Origin of the sequence: Natronorubrum thiooxidans (genome assembly GCF_900156475.1) — an archaeon.
GTDB classification, from domain to species: domain Archaea; phylum Halobacteriota; class Halobacteria; order Halobacteriales; family Natrialbaceae; genus Natronorubrum; species Natronorubrum thiooxidans.
Map to the genome: position 1 here is coordinate 83,127 of NZ_FTNR01000002.1, position 15,137 is coordinate 98,263.

A 15,137-nucleotide genomic window follows, 5' to 3' on the forward strand; every position below is an offset into this window, starting at 1 on the left:
TTTCCCGTCGTGGAGATCGGTGGCTACTTTTCTCCGCAGTATGTTGGCTCTTCTATATGTCCCCGAGTCGGTCCCTTCGTCTCCAGATGGTCGTCTCGATCGGCCTCCTCGTCGGGCTCACGCTCGGTTTTCTCCTCGGTATCTGGCTCGTCAGTTACGGCCTCCTCGAACTGCTCGAGACCGGCGCACTCGAGGTCGTAACAGTCGGCTCCGCGGCGTTGTTGACCGTGGCTGTCGTCGCCGGCTCCGGGCGACTCGAGGCGCTGCTCGCCTTTCCCGTCGTATGGCTCGCTATCTACGCCCTCGCCGTGTTCACAGCACCCAGTTCGTGGGTGCTCGCGACGGTCGGGAGCGCCAGTCTGCTTGCCGCGATTGCCACCCTCGAGTACAGACAGGTCGGGACGATCGAGCGTCTCGGCGGCGCGGTCCCGATCGAGCCCGACGATGCCCCATACGTCCATCGGACGGCGACCCGGGTTGCGACGCTGTACGATGTCCCCGTTCCGACGATTGCGGTGTCCGAACGTGAGGCTCCCGAGGCGATGGCCGTCGGGCTCCGTCCCGGGAACATCCACCTCGTGCTCTCGCTCGGGACGCTTCGGGCGCTCTCGGACGACGAACTCGAGGCGGTAATCGCTCACGAACTCGCACACGTCGCCAACCGCGACGCGATAGTGATGACGGCCGCCTCGGTGCCGGTCGTCCTCGCCGAGGGTATTCGGACGCATCTCGACGACGATAGTTCGGGAACGGGTGTGGTCGTGACCGTCCCGCTGGTGGTCGTCGCCGGCGCAACGGCGCTGCTCGGTCGGGTCGTCACCGCGGGCCTCTCGCGGACCAGAGAGCGCGCGGCCGATCGGGCCGCAGCCGAGGCGACAGGCTCGCCAGCGGCGCTCGCAAGTGCCCTTCGGACCCTCGACGAGCGAATCGACGAGACCCCATCGCGGGATCTCCGGGCGGTCTCGAGTGTCTCCTCGCTGTCGATCCTGTCGCTCGAGGACGACACCGTCGAGAAACTGATGCTCGGCCCCGATGGCGACGTCGAACCCTCTTACTGGTGGCTCAGGAAGCGACTGCAGCGGCTGTCGAACTGGCTCGTTCGAACGCACCCGCCGACGACGGCCCGCCTCGAGTCGCTACGAGCACTCGAAGACAAGTACCGGTGATCAAACGGAGACAGAAACGCTCGAGAATCGTAGTCCGCTGTGGCCGCGTGGCCCTCCACAACACGTCCCTCGAGCAGTGCCGTGACGACACGTCGTGGACGCGTCGAATCGATCAGTCGTCGGCGACAGCGTAGGTGCCGGCGTCCGCCTCGGCGTCGGGTTTCGTGATTTCGATCGTGACGTCGCCGCCATCGACCGAGACGAGCACGTCGTCGAAACACTTGCGGTACTCAGTCGCGTGTTTGCCGGAGGTGTTGATCCGGACTCGTTCTTCGACGAGGTCGGCATCCGTCAGTTTCTCCACCTTGCGATAGGCTGTCGACATCGGAATCTCACACTGCTCGGAGAGTTCCGTCGCGGTCAGTGACTCCTCGCTCGTCGCCTCGAGGATGGCTCGACAGGCAGTGTCGTCCAGGGCGGCGAGTACCGCCTCCGTGTCGACGGCGTGGTCATCTGCCAGCCAGCCTCGCTTCGGAGTAGAGTTTGTCGCGGACATTGTGTTCACTCCAAGAGAGTGACCCTGCCCCCTCCAAATGAATCCCAATAAATATAGGGTGTTTTATAAGCAGTGTCGAGTCTCGGCCTCAAGGCGATGGTGAGACCGGTCGCGTGCGCGGCGAGGGTGGACTTTTATTGGAACGACTAAGCCGGGTGACACCCCATTGCAGAGCCGTCGGGCGATGGGCTGTGTCGCGATCGTGAGTGGCACGATAGCTCGTATCCGTCACAGGGTTTAGGAGGTCCCACTCCCAACAGTCGTTGATGACCTCGGGGATTCGCGCGGAAATAACGATCGACGATCCGGCTAGCTGTGTCGTCACAGCGGCTGCTGAGGCGGCACAGGGTCGTGTCCAATCGGTCTCGAAGAGTACGAATCCGAACGCGCCGACGCGTGTCTCCGAGGAGTTCATGCTCGAGGCCGAGGCGTATCCGGACACCTTCGACACCGACGTCGATCTGTCGCCGATCTTTTCGTATGGCTCGAGTCGCGTGTATCGATTCAGTCGCGAACTCGGCCGTGGCTGTCCCTGTGAGTGTATCGAACGCCACGACTCGCCGGTGGTCGACGTTCGAACGCGGGGCTCGTCGCTCTTTCTGACGTTCCATGCGTCGGATATGGAGACGTTACAGGCGATTATCGGTGACCTGCAGGACCAGTACTCGAATCTCGACGTGCAGCGACTGCTGCAGTCAGAGCAAGCCCATACAGAACAACAGCTCGTCTTCGTCGACCGGAACGAACTGACCGCTCGGCAACTGGAGGTGCTCGAGACGGCCCATCGGATGGGCTACTTCGACCATCCAAAGCGAGCCAACGCCGGCGAGGTCGCCGACGAACTCGAGATCGCCAGCACCACGTTCGCCGAACATCTCGCGGCCGCACAGCGGAAACTGCTCGATTCGATCCTCGAGTACGACGAGGGCTGACTGACGGGGTAACCGCTCGGCCATCCACTGAGATCGTGGGACAGTCCAGTGTCCGTGATCTTTCTAATGGGGTGTACAGTGACGAGCTGTGGCTACTGTAGCCTTCGTCCAGAGTGAAACAGGGATGGGTGGCAACGAGTCGCTCCCACTCCTGGGTCAAGAAACCTTCGACAACTACTGAATTTCGGATCCGAACCGTAACCCTATATATATTCCACACACAGCTATGCACGTAGACACACAACGTTTCACACGAATGTCGTCCCCCTCATGAGCAGATACGAATTTACCTGTCCCGACTGCGGACAAACAATCGAAGTCAACGAGTCAATGCGTGAGGCCACGTTGACACACGGGTGTCCGGTCTGTGGTGCCGATGTCTCCGCCGAGGATTTTGCCGCCGAACAACCAACGAACTGATCGCCGGACAGATAGGTACCCGTTCGAGACACAATCGCTAGTGTCGTTACTCCTCGCGATCGACGTCCGTTCGCCGACCGTTGAGCGAATCCGGTGTGAGTCGATAGAGTTCGATATCGAGTGCGTCTTTTTGCTGTGCCCAGATTTCGAACAGCGGTCGTCTTGCGTCGCCGTACTGGGCGATCTGCTCCGCCGTTAGCTCCGCCGGTGGGATGTTCTCGAGCGTTCCCGCCGCGATCACGCTTCGGTAGCTCGAGTCCTGTTCGTCGTAGACAACGAGCCGTGCCGACGGCGCGGCATCGAGAAACTGGCGTTTCTCGCTTTCCGGTGTCGATACGAGCCGCATATAGAACACCCGATTCTCGTCATCATATCCATACGAGATCGGAATCGCATAGGGATCGTCGGTGCGTGCAAGCGACAGTACCCCCGTCTCGTGACGAGCGAGGAACTGATCTATCGCCGCATCAGTCATTTCGGTCTCCTGATCGATGGCCATCGTCTCAGTGCATCGAGAAAGGGTGAACACGCTCTTTATAGTTGTCATCGACTCTGGGATCCCTATTCATCCGGTATCGGTACAGGAGTCCGTCTCACACGTCGCCGCCGTCGTCTCCATCGATCCCGATACAGATCGGCTCCCGAATCTCGAGTGCCGTCTCGAACGTCTCCTCACGGTCGGTTCGTCGGCCGATCCGTAACAGCTGTTCCTCGTGGGCACGGCGGATCGCCGACAGCTCACGGTCGGTAACGCCGAGTTCCTCACTGATCGACGACCAGTGGCCCCACTCCACGGCGAATACCTCGCGGTCGTCGTCCACAGCGAGGCGTTCGTACTCGCGACGGTAGCGCTCGAGTTCCGGCTCGAGCGTTTCCTGTGCTCGTTCGACGAGCGCTGGCAGCCGGGACGGCGGGACGCTGGCTTTCGCGGCCGTGAGGATGAGTACCTGCCCGTCGATCGGCTCGCCCGCCATCTAGCCACCCGCTCGCATCGCCTTCTGTGCGAACTCGTCGACGAGTGGCTCGAGGGTCTCCGTTTCGCCCTCGAACACGATCGTGATCTCGGTCAACGTCAGCGAGGGACCGATAGCGACCGTCTCCGAAGCGAACGTCGCCGTCCAGTTGTCGCCCTCGACGGTGTCGTCGGCGACCTGCTCGCCACCCAGATTCGTCAGATACCGAGCCGTAAGCCGCTCGGAGATGCCGCGAAAAGATCGTTCAATGTGTGTTGTCATACGTCGAATTCGACCGCCACACCAATAAAGTCGAGGATGACGGTATCCGGGCTGCTGGCGGTCACACGACGGTTCTTAGTATCACGACGGAGACGACACCGGCACACAGCGCCAGCAGGATGTTCTCAACTCGCCACATCACGGCCAGCACGACCGCCGCACCACCCCACTCCGCGGGACCGCCGGCCGCAAGCTCAGGCCCGATGACGGCGATTACGATCGCGCCGGGCAAGACGTCGAGACCGGCCTCGAGTCGATCGCTCACCTCGACTCGGCGGACGAGCCAGGTCCCGCCGACTTTCGCGAGGAGCGTGACGGCGGCCATCGCGAGGATAACGGCGATCACGAGCGGGTCGAGCGAGAGCGCCCCGCCGAACGGTGTCCCGAAAGCGAGCGGGTCAGTCCTCATGACGGACCACCTCAACGAGGGCCGCGGTGAGTCCGCCAAGCAGGATATACCACTGGCCCGGGAGGACACCTGCAGTGACGACGCTCGTCCCGAGCGCGACGACCCACGGCACCAGCGTCGACCGGCCGTCCCAGAGTTCGGCCACGAGCGCGACGAAGACCGCGACGAGGATGAAGTCGACGCCGTATCGGGTCGGATCGCCGATCGAGCCACCGGCGACGGTCCCGAGGATCGTCGAGGCGACCCAGAACAGCCAGAGCGCGATGCCGCTGCCGAGCAAGAACGCACCGCGTCCGTTGCCGGCTCTGAGATCACGCATCGTCAGCGCCCAGTTCTCGTCGGCCATCAGAAAGAGGCTACTGTAGATTTTCGCTGGCGAGAGCCGACCGATCCAGGGCTGTAACGCCACTCCCATCAGCGAGTACCGCAAATTGACGACGAACGTCGTCACGACGAGTGCGGCAACCGGAATCGGATCCGCCCAGAGTTCGACCGCGATGATCTGTGCGGCACCAGCGAACACCGCCGCACTCATTAGCGTCGCTTCCGCGACGCTCAGCCCGGCCTGACTGGCCAGGATGCCGAACGCGACCCCATAGCCCGCGACGCCGAACGCGATCGGGATGCAGGTGAGAAAGCCAGCGCGGATACCCGATAGCTCGAACGTCACGGGCTCGTTTTCGGATTGCCGTGTGGGGTCCGTTGGCTTCTCGCTGGTCGTCACGCCCGACTCTCGAGGGGGCTTCCTGCTCGATTCCTGTTCCATCACAACGCTCTATGTCACTCTCGGAGCGTCGTCGCCTAAATCGTTCTCGGAATCGCCGTCCGGCGGTCGGATTCCCGCGTTCCAAAACGGGAGTTCCCCGTCGGCACCATCACCCACCTGCAACCGGTGGAAACACCGACAGCGTATCCCCGTCCTCGAGTACCGTCTCGGGGCCCGCCATGTGGACCACGTCGCGGCCATTTTTCAGCACGCTCAACTGCGGTCTGATTGCCAGTCCATCCGCGCCGTCCTCGAGCAACTGGCCCTCGAGGCCCTCGTACTCGGTCTCGAGAGCGCCGAGCACGTCGCCGACCGTGGCCTCGTCCTCGAACCCACGTGTCCGTGTCTTTTCACCGACGGCCTCACGAAAGGTCGCGAAAAACCGCAACTCGATCTCCATACAGGATGCTCGGGGGCAATAGTGATAAGTTCGGGTGCTCGCTCGCCCGGTCATACGGTCTACTGTCCATCAGTTCCGGCGTGACCGCCATCCCGCGTGCGGTTGCGCCGGGACACAGGGACAACCCGTCTCAGTCCGCGGACGCCGCTGGCGAGGAGGTGTACGTAAGCGGGGTGACGTCGGCACGCTCGAGAACGTCGTCGATCGCGCTGGCACCGATCGACGCCGCTTCATCTGCGTCGTCGGCCTCGACGACCACGGTAATCGAGAACTCGAGCGTGATCGTGTACGGATCGAACGGGGCGGTCGGCTGTTCGTACACCGACGCATCATCGATCTCCCACGCGGAGATCGTGCCTTCAGCCTCGAGCCGCTCGAGGATCGCAGCGAGTTGCTCGGTAGCTTCATCGCGAGCGGTGGTATCACTGCCCCCGTGTAAGGTGATGAGCGTCGTTCCGTCCCGCGACACTGCAAACTCCATACCGTCTTCTATCAACTCGAGGGATTTGAACGCTTGGGATATATTCACAGTTCACGATCCAGTCTTTCGGATCGTCTCTTCCGACGAACGTCGTCGTAACACCGTCATGGTCGGGCCGCTACAGGTCCTGCATCCGAATCCCGTCTTCGACCAGCCGTGCGTTTCGCTCCCGATCGAGGTGCTCACCGAGGTCGTCGTGGGCGTAGAGTTGAGCGATCACGTCGGCATAGAGTGTCCGCCACGCGATGGCGTAGATCGGCGACTGCCCCCACGCGCGCAGTTCCGGCACCAGATCGTCGTACGTTTCGTGGCGCTGTTCGAACCGATCGATCGCCTCGAGCACACGGGCCGCGGCCTCCCGGTCGTCGTCGGCATCGTCGACCGCCTGGTTCAGCCGTTGTTCCCAGCCAGCGACTGCCTCTTGCATGTCCGTACCGGCAACCTCGTCGTCTGCTGGCAAGCGCTCGAGCACCGGTTTCGGCACGCCGAGTGATATTTCGTCCATACCGCGAGTAGGCCGCCGATTGTCAAGAAACTACGGCCATGTCGCGAGCATAATTTCGTCGACGAACGCGTCGTCGATGCGGTACTGGTCCTCGTGTTCACCCTCGCGTTGCCAGCCGTTGGCTTCGAGGAACTCGATCGCGCCCTCGTTGGTCGCGGGGACGTTCTGGTACACCTTCCGATAACCGGCGTTTTTGGCCCACTCGAGGCCGTACTCGAGGAGCTGCGAGCCGATCCCGTCGTGGCGCATGTCGGCCGCGACGCCGACGGTGAGTTCGGCGGTGTGGGATAGCGACGGGAGTTCGTTGGCATCGATGTGGAGCCAGCCGACGACGCGTGCGTCGCCGTCGGCGTCGTCCGCCGTTCCGTCCTCGTCGTCGGCCGCGGCCGACGGCTCGAACACCGCGACGAAAAAGACTCGCGAGCGGTCCTCGTTTGCCCGAACCAGCGCCGACTCGCCCTCGAGTTGGGTCGCGACGTTCTCGGCGACGATGTACGTGCCTTCACGTGCGACCGCACGCATCGTGTCGATGACGCCGCGTCGGTCTTCCTCCTGTGCCGCCCTGATCGTTACTGTGCCGTCCTCGAGGTCGACAGTAATCGGCGTCGTCGAGAGCGCAACCCGGAACTTCCCGTCGGATTCGGCCAGATAGCCCTGTGTCTGCAGCGCCTCGAGACAGGACTCGAGGTCGTCCATCGAGGGACAGATTGACTCGGTATACGACCCCGATCGGGCGGGTTTCGAGTGGGCTGGCTCCGACTCGAGTTGGATCGACCGCGCCAGTTCGTCGGGTTCGACGGCACCGTTTCGTTCGACGTACTCGTAGACCGCTCGCTGGAGTTCGGTGTCGAACGATAACGTTGGGTGAACGCTCATACGAGCCCCACCGCCGACGAACGACATTAGTATGGGCACTGTATCCGCAAGCAACGGTCGACGATGGATCTCCGCGAGGCCCCTCACTGCCGTTTGGACCGCAGCCCGGAACGTCGGATACCGCCACGCACGACACCGTACTGATACGAATCTTTTTACTCAGCGCCAACATTGTGAGATGTGGACACACATCATGTTAGTAGCCACTGGCGTTTTCATCGCCGAGTCGCTTGTTCACGGAGCGGTGTATCGATGACCGAACACGACATTACGCTGTCAGTCAACGGCACCGAACACGAGCTGACCGTCGAGCCGCGCACGCTGCTCGTCACTGCGCTCCGAGAGGACCTCGGCTACACTGGCGCGAACGTCGGCTGTGAAACCGCTCGCTGTGGCGCGTGTACTGTCCGCGTCAACGGCGAGGCGATCAAATCCTGTATGCGCTTTGCCGTCCAATCGGACGGGGCGGAGATCGAAACCGTCGAAGGACTCGCCGAGAACGGCGATCTCGCGCCGCTACAAGAGCAGTTCCAGGAGAATCACGGGCTTCAGTGTGGCTTCTGTACGCCCGGGATGCTCATGACGGCGGATACGTACCTGAAAGACGCCGACGACCCCTCCCGCGAGGAAATCCGCGAGGCGATCGAGGGCAACCTCTGTCGGTGTACCGGCTACCACAACATCGTCGACGCGATCGAGGCAACGCTCGAGCAACGGGAGGCAAGCCATGAGTGAGAGCGATCAGCCAGCGGACAAACGCGGCTTCGGCGATCCGATCGAACGTGACGAGGACGTCCCGCTGCTAACCGGCGAGGCGACCTATACCGACGACATCCAGCTTCGAGGGACGGCACATCTGGCGATTCGTCGCTCCGATCACGCACACGCCCGCCTCCTCGAGGTCGATACGAGTGCGGCCGAGGCGATGGACGACGTCGTCGCGGTCTACACCGGCGCGGATGTCGAGGACAGTGGCGTCCCGAACACCATTCCGACCGCCTGGATGTTGCCCGGACTGGTGACGCCGCAGTATCGCATGCTCGCCGTGGACAAAGTCCGCCATGAGGGCGACGGGATCGCCGCCGTCGTCGCCGAAACACCACAGGCGGCCCAAGATGCACTCGAGGCCATCGACGTCGAGTACGAGGCACTCGAGCACGTCACGGACCCCGTCGAGTCGGTCGATCGCGACGTGCCGCCGGTCCACGAGGAGGCCGAGGACAACGTCGCCTTCGACTTCGAACTCGGCGACGCGGACGCCGTCGACGAGGCGTTCGCCGACGCCGACCGGGTTGCGAGCGTTGACCTCCGCCAGCCGCGGCTGATTCCGAACGCGATGGAGCCGCGGTCGGCGCTGGCTGACTGGGACGTCGCGACCGAGAAACTGCGCCTCTGGATGACGAGCCAGAACCCCCATCTGCACCGAATGCTGTTGTCGGCCGGCACGCTCGGGGTTCCGGAGAACAAGATCCAGGTGATCGCCCCCGAAGTCGGCGGCGGCTTCGGGAGTAAGATCTACCACTACCCCGACGAGGCCGTCACGGCCTGGTGTTCGATGCAACTCGGCCGGCCGGTCAAGTGGAAAGCCAGCCGGATGGAAGGCTACGTCACCGACTGCCACGGTCGCGACCACACGACGAGCGCCGAAATCGCCGTCGACGACGACGGCACCGTCCGCGGGATTCGCGTCGAAACCCACGCTGGACTGGGCGCACAGCTCTCGCAGTTCGCCACCGCGACACCGTCGTATCTGTACGCGACGATCCTCTCCGGCGAGTACGCAATTCCGGCCATCCACTGTCGAGTCATCGGCGCGTTCACCAACACGACGCCGGTCGACGCCTACCGCGGGGCCGGCCGCTCGGAAGGGATCTACGTGATCGAACGGCTCATGGACGTCGCCGCGCGGGAACTCGAGATGGACCCTGCCGAACTCCGGCGGACGAACCTCGTCCCGCCCGACGAGTTCCCCTACGAGACCGCCGCGGCCGTCGTCTACGACAGCGGCGAGTACGAGCGGGCGATGGACACGGCACTCGAGCACGTCGGCTACGACGACCTCCGGGAGCGACAGGCCGAACTCCGCGAGGAAGGCCGCTATCTCGGCATCGGTGTCGCCAACTTCGTCGAATCGGCCGGGCTCTCGCCGTCGGGACTCGCCGGCGACCTCGGCGCGCAGGCCGGCGGCTGGGAGAGTTCGATCGTGCGCTTCGACTCGACGGGAACCGTCACGGTCCTCGTCGGCACGGCCGATCAGGGACAGGGCCACCGGACGACGTTCGCCCAGATCGCCGCCGAGGAACTCGGCGTCGACGTCGACGCTATCGACGTCGTCGAAGGCGACACTGACCAGATCCCACAGGGGTTGGGAACCTACGGCAGCCGAAGCGCCTCCGTCGGCGGCGGGGCCATCGCCCGCGGCGCACGCGAGGTCCGCGAGAAAGCCCGCGAGATCGCCGCCCACCAGCTCGAGGCCAGCGTCGACGACATCGAGTTCGACGACGGCGAGTTCCACGTCGCGGGTGCACCCGACCGCTCCTATCACATCCAAGAGATCGCCGCCGAGGCGTATCTCGGCCACGATCTCCCCGAGGAGATGGATCCCGGGCTCGAGGCGACGAACTTCTACGACCCGGAGAACTTCACGTTCCCCTTCGGCACGCACGTCGCCGTCGTCGAAATTCAACCCGAAACGGGTGAGATCGACCTCGAGCGCTACGTCGCCGTCGACGACTGTGGCGAGATCATCAACCCGATGATCGTCGAGGGGCAGGTCCACGGCGGGATCGCCCAGGGGATCGGCGCGGCGCTGTATGAGGGGGCCGCCTACGACGACGATGGCCACCTCCTGACCCGCCGGATGGACGAGTACGCCGTCCCACACTCGACGTACGTGCCGGACTTCGAGACCGACCACACGGTCACGCCCAGCCCGCACAATCCCATCGGCGTCAAAGGCGTCGGCGAGTCGGCGACCATCGCTGCCGCTCCGACCGTCGTCTCCGCCGTCGTCGACGCCCTCGAGCCATTCGACGTCGACCACCTCGATATGCCGATCACACCAGAAACGGTCTGGCAGGCCATGGGGGGCGAGGAGTGATGTACGCGAACGATTTCGAGTACTACCGCGCCGAAAGCGTCGACGAGGCCGTCGACCTGCTTGGCGACCACGAGGGGGCCGAACTGCTCGCCGGCTCACACGGCTTGCTCCCCCGAATGCGGACCGGTGAGGAGGCCCCGCCAGCGCTCGTCGACATGAACGCAGTCGACGGGCTCTCGAGTATCGAACATATCGACGGCGACCTCTCGGTGGGCGCGCTCGTGACCCACGCGGAACTCGCCGAGTCAGAACTCGTTCGGGAACACGCGCCAGCGCTTGCCGACGCTGCGGGCGAAGTCGGCGACATTCAGGTCCGAAACGGGGGCACCATCGGCGGCAACCTCGCCCACGGCGACGCCCGAACCGACCACCCCGCTGCCGTCCTCGCACTCGGCGGCTCGCTCGACGTGACGGGCCCCGACGGCGACCGCTCGATCGACGCCGCCGACCTCTTTACCGGCCACTTCGAGACCGCCGTCGGGGAGCAGGAAGTCGTGACTGCGCTTCGGGTTCCGCTCGAGGACGACGCCTCGAGTACGTATCACAAACACCGCAACCCCCTCTCAGGCTATCCGCTGATTGGGGTTGGAGCGTGGGCACAGACCGACGGCGAGACGATCGAGCGCGTTCGCGTCGCTGCAACGGGCAACCTCGCCCATCCCAAGCGGTTGGCCGCTGTCGAAGACGCACTCGAGGGCGAATCGCTCGAGGCGGACACGATTACGGCCGCAGCAGAACAGGCGACGTCGCTCGGCGACGACGAGTTCCGACCGGACGTGCAAGCGTCGCCGACGTACTGTCGTCACCTGCTGTCGGTCTACACCGAACGAGCCCTTCGGGACGTCCTCGGTGTCGACGGCGAGTAATCGTCCTGCGCTGAACCGCTGGATGCCGTCACGCGTACAAGCGGTCGGCTCGAGTCGTCCTTGACACCGGTTGCCGGTGTGTTGCGCTCTGTTTCTCACGATCTAAGTTTCGCTGCGGGATACGTTCGAATCGCCCCCGAACGGATTCGATTCAGACGAATCGTTGGGAGTTGCTGCAATCGCATATTTGATATCGCAATATATGATTTATCAGAGCCGCTCGTTGCCGATCGTTATGATGACTCACCCGATCGGTTCTCGAGCGCTCGACTCGAGCCGAATAATCACGGAAGAACGTTACCCGATCGACATGCAGCAACGATTGGTAGCGACACCGGATCTGGAGGCCGATCAGTGTCGGATGGATTCGCAACTGATCATGATGGTGAGTTCCCCGTCGCTCGAGGTCCGTGCACGTTCCGGCTCGGAATTGTGAGAGAAAAGAACACAATGGGTCGCTTGTCGGTCACCGAAACCGTATCGTCTCGGTACTCTCTCGTTGACGATGTGCCACGTTGGGTAATTCATCAGGTGGAATGTGGTTTTCTCAACTGCGAAGGCAGGGGTACAACCCCATCGGAGGACGGCCGGCAGCCGACAGGGTATCGTAACGACTGATATGGTTACACTCGGTCGCACGACAGCTGTTCGATCGGGTATGCACTGACTGTCAGTGGCTACCGCCGTTCGGACTCACCGATGTCGGATCAACCTCCAGGTGGCCCCGTTCGACGACAGATAACGCACGCGCCACGAGTGCAGTATCTCATACTGCCGGACAATAGTCAGTAACCACCTGATCGCGTCTCATGGCTCGTCGCCGAAGGCGATGCTCGTTCGCGTAGGTCGGTGCGTGAATCGTTTTGCCCGGCAGTATCACTGATCCACACCACTTTTGCATCCAGTGACGTCGTCGATATCCGACGCTAGCGTTCTCAAGCGAGACGCAGTCGTCCCAACTGTGTGATAGTGCCAGTCGGGAGGCAACCAAGTCGATAGCTGCGACTCTGGGTCACGGTCACAATGTTTTCGTGGTAAATCGGTGTCACCACTGTCTCAATCGTCTCTTTATCCCGCTTCTGTCCGTTTCGTCTCCTGCCGGATTCGCATCAATAAATTCTATACTGCGATATAGAATTTCGCTCAAACCGACCAGTGCGGACCTATGATCGAACGCGGACGGCGGAAGTGGTCTCTCAGAGTCGTCTCTATCGGTGTCATTGGCCGGCAGTATCCGAATGGAGGAATAGAGCTGTCAACGACGTGCCGTCGCTGCGGGCTCCCAAACAAAATGAGCGGCAACGAACGTTACGAGACAGCGGATTCGGTTGTCACTGGAAGCGCTCGATATTACCCTGAGCCATCACTTGAACGACCAGTGAGAATCGTCAGAGAACCCGAACTCGTCGTCGGCTGTCGTCGGCACCTCATCTGCCGACGTCTGGACGCTCTGATAAAGGTGCTCGAGGTGCTCGAGCGTGCGCTGGATGTCATACTGGTCGACGGCCGTCCGGGTGTCGCGGTCCGTCTCGAGACACGTTTCGATCGCGGCGGTCATCGCCTCGAGGTCGCCGTATGCGAAGCGCTCCCCGTTGTCCGCGTCGATTGTCTGGTCGAACGGGGCCGCGTCGGCTGCGGCGACAGGCGTCCTGCAGGCGTTGGCCTCGAGCGTGGAGAGGCCGAGCGTGTCGGCCGTCGAGGCGGTGACGAAGGTATCGATCGACGAGTAAAAGATCGGCAACTCCTCGCGGGGGAGGAACGGTCGCAACTCGACGTTGTCGGGGGCGTCGCGCTCGAGGGAGTTTCGGTAGGGCCCTTCGCCGACGATGACGAAGTCGTAGTCGGACAACTCTTCGGCGGCGCGCAGGATCTCGCTGACGTTTTTCTCCATACTGAGCCGCCCGCTGTAGCCGATGACCGTTCGATCCGGATACCAGTCCGCTGCGGTCGGCTGGAAGAACTCCATGTCGATCCCCACCGGGAGCTGGACGTGTTCGACGTCGCGTTCGATCCGTCCGGTCGAGGCGGTCACAATGTCGAAGCTTTCGAGGAACGCGTTTTCCAGCGGAACGTACAGTTTCGAAAGGGCGTTTGCGACCGACTCGAGTTTGACGCTCTGGTGGAAGTACTCCTCGATCGGCGTGTGGTGGGTGTAGATCGTCGGCAGGTCGTGTTTCTTGGCGTAGTAACGCCCGAGGATGCCGACCGGTGCAGGACCGTGACAGTGGACGACGTCGAGGTCCGGGAGCGTCGACGGGCGTCTGAAAAGCGGGATCCGATAGCCGGCATAGAACGGGTTCGGCAGCGATTGCACCGGAATCTCGCGGTCGCCGGGCTCGTAGTCACCGTCGGGGTAGACGACGTAGACCTCGTGGCCTTTCCGCTCTAATTCCTCGCGCCAGAGTTTGATCGTATACGTTACACCATCGATCTCGGGGAAGTAACTGTCTGTGAAGAATCCAATTTTCATTCAGATCACCTCCTCGTACAGCGATCGATACTGGTCTGTGACCGCCTCGAGCGAGAAGTCCTCGCTTCGAGCGGCCGCGTTCGATCCGAGTCGACGCCTGAGTTCCGGGTCTGTGAGCCGCTCGAGGGCCGCTTCGAACCCGTCCACACCCGACCCCGACACTTTCAGACAGTCCTCGCCATCCTCGAGCCACGAGAACGTCTCGATGTCGCGGACGAGGAGGGGTTTCCCGGCGGTCATCGCCTCGAGCAGCGCGATGCCCTCGTTTTCCTCGTGGGTGGGGAAACAGAAGATGTCGCCGGCCGCGTACGCACCGCGGATGTCGTCGACGTAGCCGGTGAACGTGCAGTTTTCGGGTGCGTCTTCGATCAGCGCCGTCGTCTCCCGCCCTTTCAGGGAGAGATCCAGCGGGCCGAACCAGGCGAAATCGACGTCGGGCAGCCGACGGGCCAGTTCGACGAACGTTTCGAGTCCCTTGCGCTTGATGACGTGGCCGACGAGGAAGACGGTCGGCGACTCGAGGTCGTATCGTTCGCGGTACTCGTCCTCGAGCGCGTCGAACCCGACGAGTTTCTCGCGATCGACGCCGTTCGAGATCACTGTCGTCGGCGTGTCCGTGTAGGTCTCGATCAGTCCCTGATTATACGCGGAGGGACAGACAAGCGCGTCGGCCAGTCCGTAGGCTCGCTCGAGATACGGCTTGAGCGGCTTCGCGAGGGTGTTCGTGAACCGAAAGCTGTCGCCGAAGTCTTCGGCGGTCACGTGCGTGTTCGCGACGACCGGGATGTCGCGTGCGCGTGCTCGTTTTGCGTACCAGACCGACCGCGGTCCCATGAGATTACAGTGAAAGATGTCGGCGTCGAGGTCCGGTTCGGTCGTGTACTGCAGGTCGAGTCGGTTCAGCATTTTCCGCTGGTGGACGACGGATTCACGAATGCCGCCGGTGACGTGGTCCTCGAATTCGAAGTAGTGGCTGATCTCCATCCGAGTGGGTTAGTCGCGAGTTCCGTTGGTG

The 15,137-nt window shown here is 62.8% G+C and carries 18 protein-coding genes; 6 read left to right on the forward strand and 12 right to left on the reverse strand.

From position 1 onward, the window contains the following. Nucleotides 1-56 precede the first annotated feature (56 nt). Complete coding sequence (locus BW940_RS03470) at nt 57-1,166, forward strand: M48 family metalloprotease (RefSeq protein WP_235847766.1); 1,110 nt, start codon at nt 57-59, stop codon at nt 1,164-1,166. A 112-nt stretch (nt 1,167-1,278) separates the two neighbouring features. On the opposite strand, the gene BW940_RS03475 is transcribed toward BW940_RS03470, so the two are convergent. After that, complete coding sequence (locus tag BW940_RS03475; RefSeq protein WP_076607804.1) at nt 1,279-1,662, reverse strand: winged helix-turn-helix domain-containing protein; 384 nt, start codon at nt 1,660-1,662, stop codon at nt 1,279-1,281. A 266-nt stretch (nt 1,663-1,928) separates the two neighbouring features. Between BW940_RS03475 and BW940_RS03480 the strand changes: the two genes are divergently transcribed. Further along, nucleotides 1,929-2,594 (forward strand): helix-turn-helix domain-containing protein, encoded by a 666-nt coding sequence (locus tag BW940_RS03480; protein WP_076607805.1) that lies wholly within the window; start codon nt 1,929-1,931, stop codon nt 2,592-2,594. A 270-nt stretch (nt 2,595-2,864) separates the two neighbouring features. Continuing rightward, entirely contained in the window at nt 2,865-3,014 is a 150-nt protein-coding gene (locus BW940_RS03485; protein ID WP_076607806.1) for a DUF7560 family zinc ribbon protein, read from the forward strand. 46 nt (nt 3,015-3,060) lie between these two features. Here BW940_RS03485 and BW940_RS03490 read toward each other — a convergent pair whose 3' ends face one another. The 9 genes from BW940_RS03490 to BW940_RS03530 all read right to left on the reverse strand — a co-directional run bounded on the left by BW940_RS03490 (nt 3,061) and on the right by BW940_RS03530 (nt 7,686). Then, nucleotides 3,061-3,513, reverse strand: a complete 453-nt coding sequence (locus BW940_RS03490; protein ID WP_076607807.1) for a pyridoxamine 5'-phosphate oxidase family protein — start codon at nt 3,511-3,513, stop codon at nt 3,061-3,063. Nucleotides 3,514-3,607: 94 nt separating this feature from the next. Then, nucleotides 3,608-3,988 (reverse strand): hypothetical protein, encoded by a 381-nt coding sequence (locus BW940_RS03495; RefSeq protein ID WP_076607808.1) that lies wholly within the window; start codon nt 3,986-3,988, stop codon nt 3,608-3,610. Beyond that, nucleotides 3,989-4,249 (reverse strand): hypothetical protein, encoded by a 261-nt coding sequence (locus BW940_RS03500; RefSeq protein ID WP_076607809.1) that lies wholly within the window; start codon nt 4,247-4,249, stop codon nt 3,989-3,991. It abuts the gene before it with no gap. 61 nt (nt 4,250-4,310) lie between these two features. Further along, entirely contained in the window at nt 4,311-4,658 is a 348-nt protein-coding gene (locus BW940_RS03505) for an AzlD family protein (RefSeq protein ID WP_076607810.1), read from the reverse strand. After that, the gene (locus tag BW940_RS03510) at nt 4,648-5,424 is read right to left on the reverse strand and encodes an AzlC family ABC transporter permease (RefSeq protein WP_076607811.1); all 777 of its coding nucleotides are present in this window, start codon (nt 5,422-5,424) and stop codon (nt 4,648-4,650) included. Before BW940_RS03510 ends, BW940_RS03505 begins: the two co-directional genes overlap by 11 nt. A gap of 109 nt (nt 5,425-5,533) precedes the next feature. Beyond that, nucleotides 5,534-5,824, reverse strand: a complete 291-nt coding sequence (locus BW940_RS03515; RefSeq protein WP_076607812.1) for a ubiquitin-like small modifier protein 1 — start codon at nt 5,822-5,824, stop codon at nt 5,534-5,536. A 130-nt stretch (nt 5,825-5,954) separates the two neighbouring features. Then, on the reverse strand, nt 5,955-6,305 hold the full coding sequence (locus BW940_RS03520; protein WP_076607813.1) for a hypothetical protein: 351 nt from the start codon (nt 6,303-6,305) through the stop codon (nt 5,955-5,957). A gap of 118 nt (nt 6,306-6,423) precedes the next feature. Continuing rightward, a complete protein-coding gene (locus BW940_RS03525; RefSeq protein ID WP_076607814.1) occupies nt 6,424-6,810 on the reverse strand; it encodes a hypothetical protein in 387 nt (128 codons plus the stop codon). Between the two features lie 30 nt (nt 6,811-6,840). After that, on the reverse strand, nt 6,841-7,686 hold the full coding sequence (locus BW940_RS03530) for a GNAT family N-acetyltransferase (protein WP_076608112.1): 846 nt from the start codon (nt 7,684-7,686) through the stop codon (nt 6,841-6,843). Between the two features lie 252 nt (nt 7,687-7,938). Between BW940_RS03530 and BW940_RS03535 the strand changes: the two genes are divergently transcribed. The 3 genes from BW940_RS03535 to BW940_RS03545 are packed head-to-tail and all read left to right on the forward strand — an operon-like array spanning nt 7,939 to nt 11,652. Further along, the gene (locus tag BW940_RS03535; RefSeq protein WP_076607815.1) at nt 7,939-8,421 is read left to right on the forward strand and encodes a (2Fe-2S)-binding protein; all 483 of its coding nucleotides are present in this window, start codon (nt 7,939-7,941) and stop codon (nt 8,419-8,421) included. Then, nucleotides 8,414-10,786: a xanthine dehydrogenase family protein molybdopterin-binding subunit gene (locus tag BW940_RS03540; protein WP_076607816.1), complete on the forward strand. Its 2,373-nt coding sequence runs from the start codon at nt 8,414-8,416 to the stop codon at nt 10,784-10,786. Before BW940_RS03535 ends, BW940_RS03540 begins: the two co-directional genes overlap by 8 nt. Next, entirely contained in the window at nt 10,786-11,652 is an 867-nt protein-coding gene (locus BW940_RS03545) for an FAD binding domain-containing protein (protein WP_076607817.1), read from the forward strand. Before BW940_RS03540 ends, BW940_RS03545 begins: the two co-directional genes overlap by 1 nt. A gap of 1,363 nt (nt 11,653-13,015) precedes the next feature. Here BW940_RS03545 and BW940_RS03555 read toward each other — a convergent pair. Further along, nucleotides 13,016-14,122 carry a glycosyltransferase gene (locus BW940_RS03555; RefSeq protein ID WP_076607819.1) on the reverse strand — a complete coding sequence of 369 codons (1,107 nt, stop codon included), beginning with the start codon at nt 14,120-14,122 and terminating at the stop codon, nt 13,016-13,018. Beyond that, nucleotides 14,123-15,106 carry a glycosyltransferase family 4 protein gene (locus tag BW940_RS03560; protein ID WP_076607820.1) on the reverse strand — a complete coding sequence of 328 codons (984 nt, stop codon included), beginning with the start codon at nt 15,104-15,106 and terminating at the stop codon, nt 14,123-14,125. Nucleotides 15,107-15,137 lie beyond the last annotated feature (31 nt).

Bases quoted from the DNA above. Each gene is read 5' to 3' on its own strand.
- BW940_RS03470 (WP_235847766.1), top strand. From the start codon at position 57: ATGTCCCCGAGTCGGTCCCTTCGTCTCCAGATGGTCGTCTCGATCGGC.
- BW940_RS03475 (WP_076607804.1), bottom strand. From the start codon at position 1,662: ATGTCCGCGACAAACTCTACTCCGAAGCGAGGCTGGCTGGCAGATGAC.
- BW940_RS03480 (WP_076607805.1), top strand. From the start codon at position 1,929: ATGACCTCGGGGATTCGCGCGGAAATAACGATCGACGATCCGGCTAGC.
- BW940_RS03485 (WP_076607806.1), top strand. From the start codon at position 2,865: ATGAGCAGATACGAATTTACCTGTCCCGACTGCGGACAAACAATCGAA.
- BW940_RS03490 (WP_076607807.1), bottom strand. From the start codon at position 3,513: ATGGCCATCGATCAGGAGACCGAAATGACTGATGCGGCGATAGATCAG.
- BW940_RS03495 (WP_076607808.1), bottom strand. From the start codon at position 3,988: ATGGCGGGCGAGCCGATCGACGGGCAGGTACTCATCCTCACGGCCGCG.
- BW940_RS03500 (WP_076607809.1), bottom strand. From the start codon at position 4,249: ATGACAACACACATTGAACGATCTTTTCGCGGCATCTCCGAGCGGCTT.
- BW940_RS03505 (WP_076607810.1), bottom strand. From the start codon at position 4,658: ATGAGGACTGACCCGCTCGCTTTCGGGACACCGTTCGGCGGGGCGCTC.
- BW940_RS03510 (WP_076607811.1), bottom strand. From the start codon at position 5,424: ATGGAACAGGAATCGAGCAGGAAGCCCCCTCGAGAGTCGGGCGTGACG.
- BW940_RS03515 (WP_076607812.1), bottom strand. From the start codon at position 5,824: ATGGAGATCGAGTTGCGGTTTTTCGCGACCTTTCGTGAGGCCGTCGGT.
- BW940_RS03520 (WP_076607813.1), bottom strand. From the start codon at position 6,305: ATGGAGTTTGCAGTGTCGCGGGACGGAACGACGCTCATCACCTTACAC.
- BW940_RS03525 (WP_076607814.1), bottom strand. From the start codon at position 6,810: ATGGACGAAATATCACTCGGCGTGCCGAAACCGGTGCTCGAGCGCTTG.
- BW940_RS03530 (WP_076608112.1), bottom strand. From the start codon at position 7,686: ATGAGCGTTCACCCAACGTTATCGTTCGACACCGAACTCCAGCGAGCG.
- BW940_RS03535 (WP_076607815.1), top strand. From the start codon at position 7,939: ATGACCGAACACGACATTACGCTGTCAGTCAACGGCACCGAACACGAG.
- BW940_RS03540 (WP_076607816.1), top strand. From the start codon at position 8,414: ATGAGTGAGAGCGATCAGCCAGCGGACAAACGCGGCTTCGGCGATCCG.
- BW940_RS03545 (WP_076607817.1), top strand. From the start codon at position 10,786: ATGTACGCGAACGATTTCGAGTACTACCGCGCCGAAAGCGTCGACGAG.
- BW940_RS03555 (WP_076607819.1), bottom strand. From the start codon at position 14,122: ATGAAAATTGGATTCTTCACAGACAGTTACTTCCCCGAGATCGATGGT.
- BW940_RS03560 (WP_076607820.1), bottom strand. From the start codon at position 15,106: ATGGAGATCAGCCACTACTTCGAATTCGAGGACCACGTCACCGGCGGC.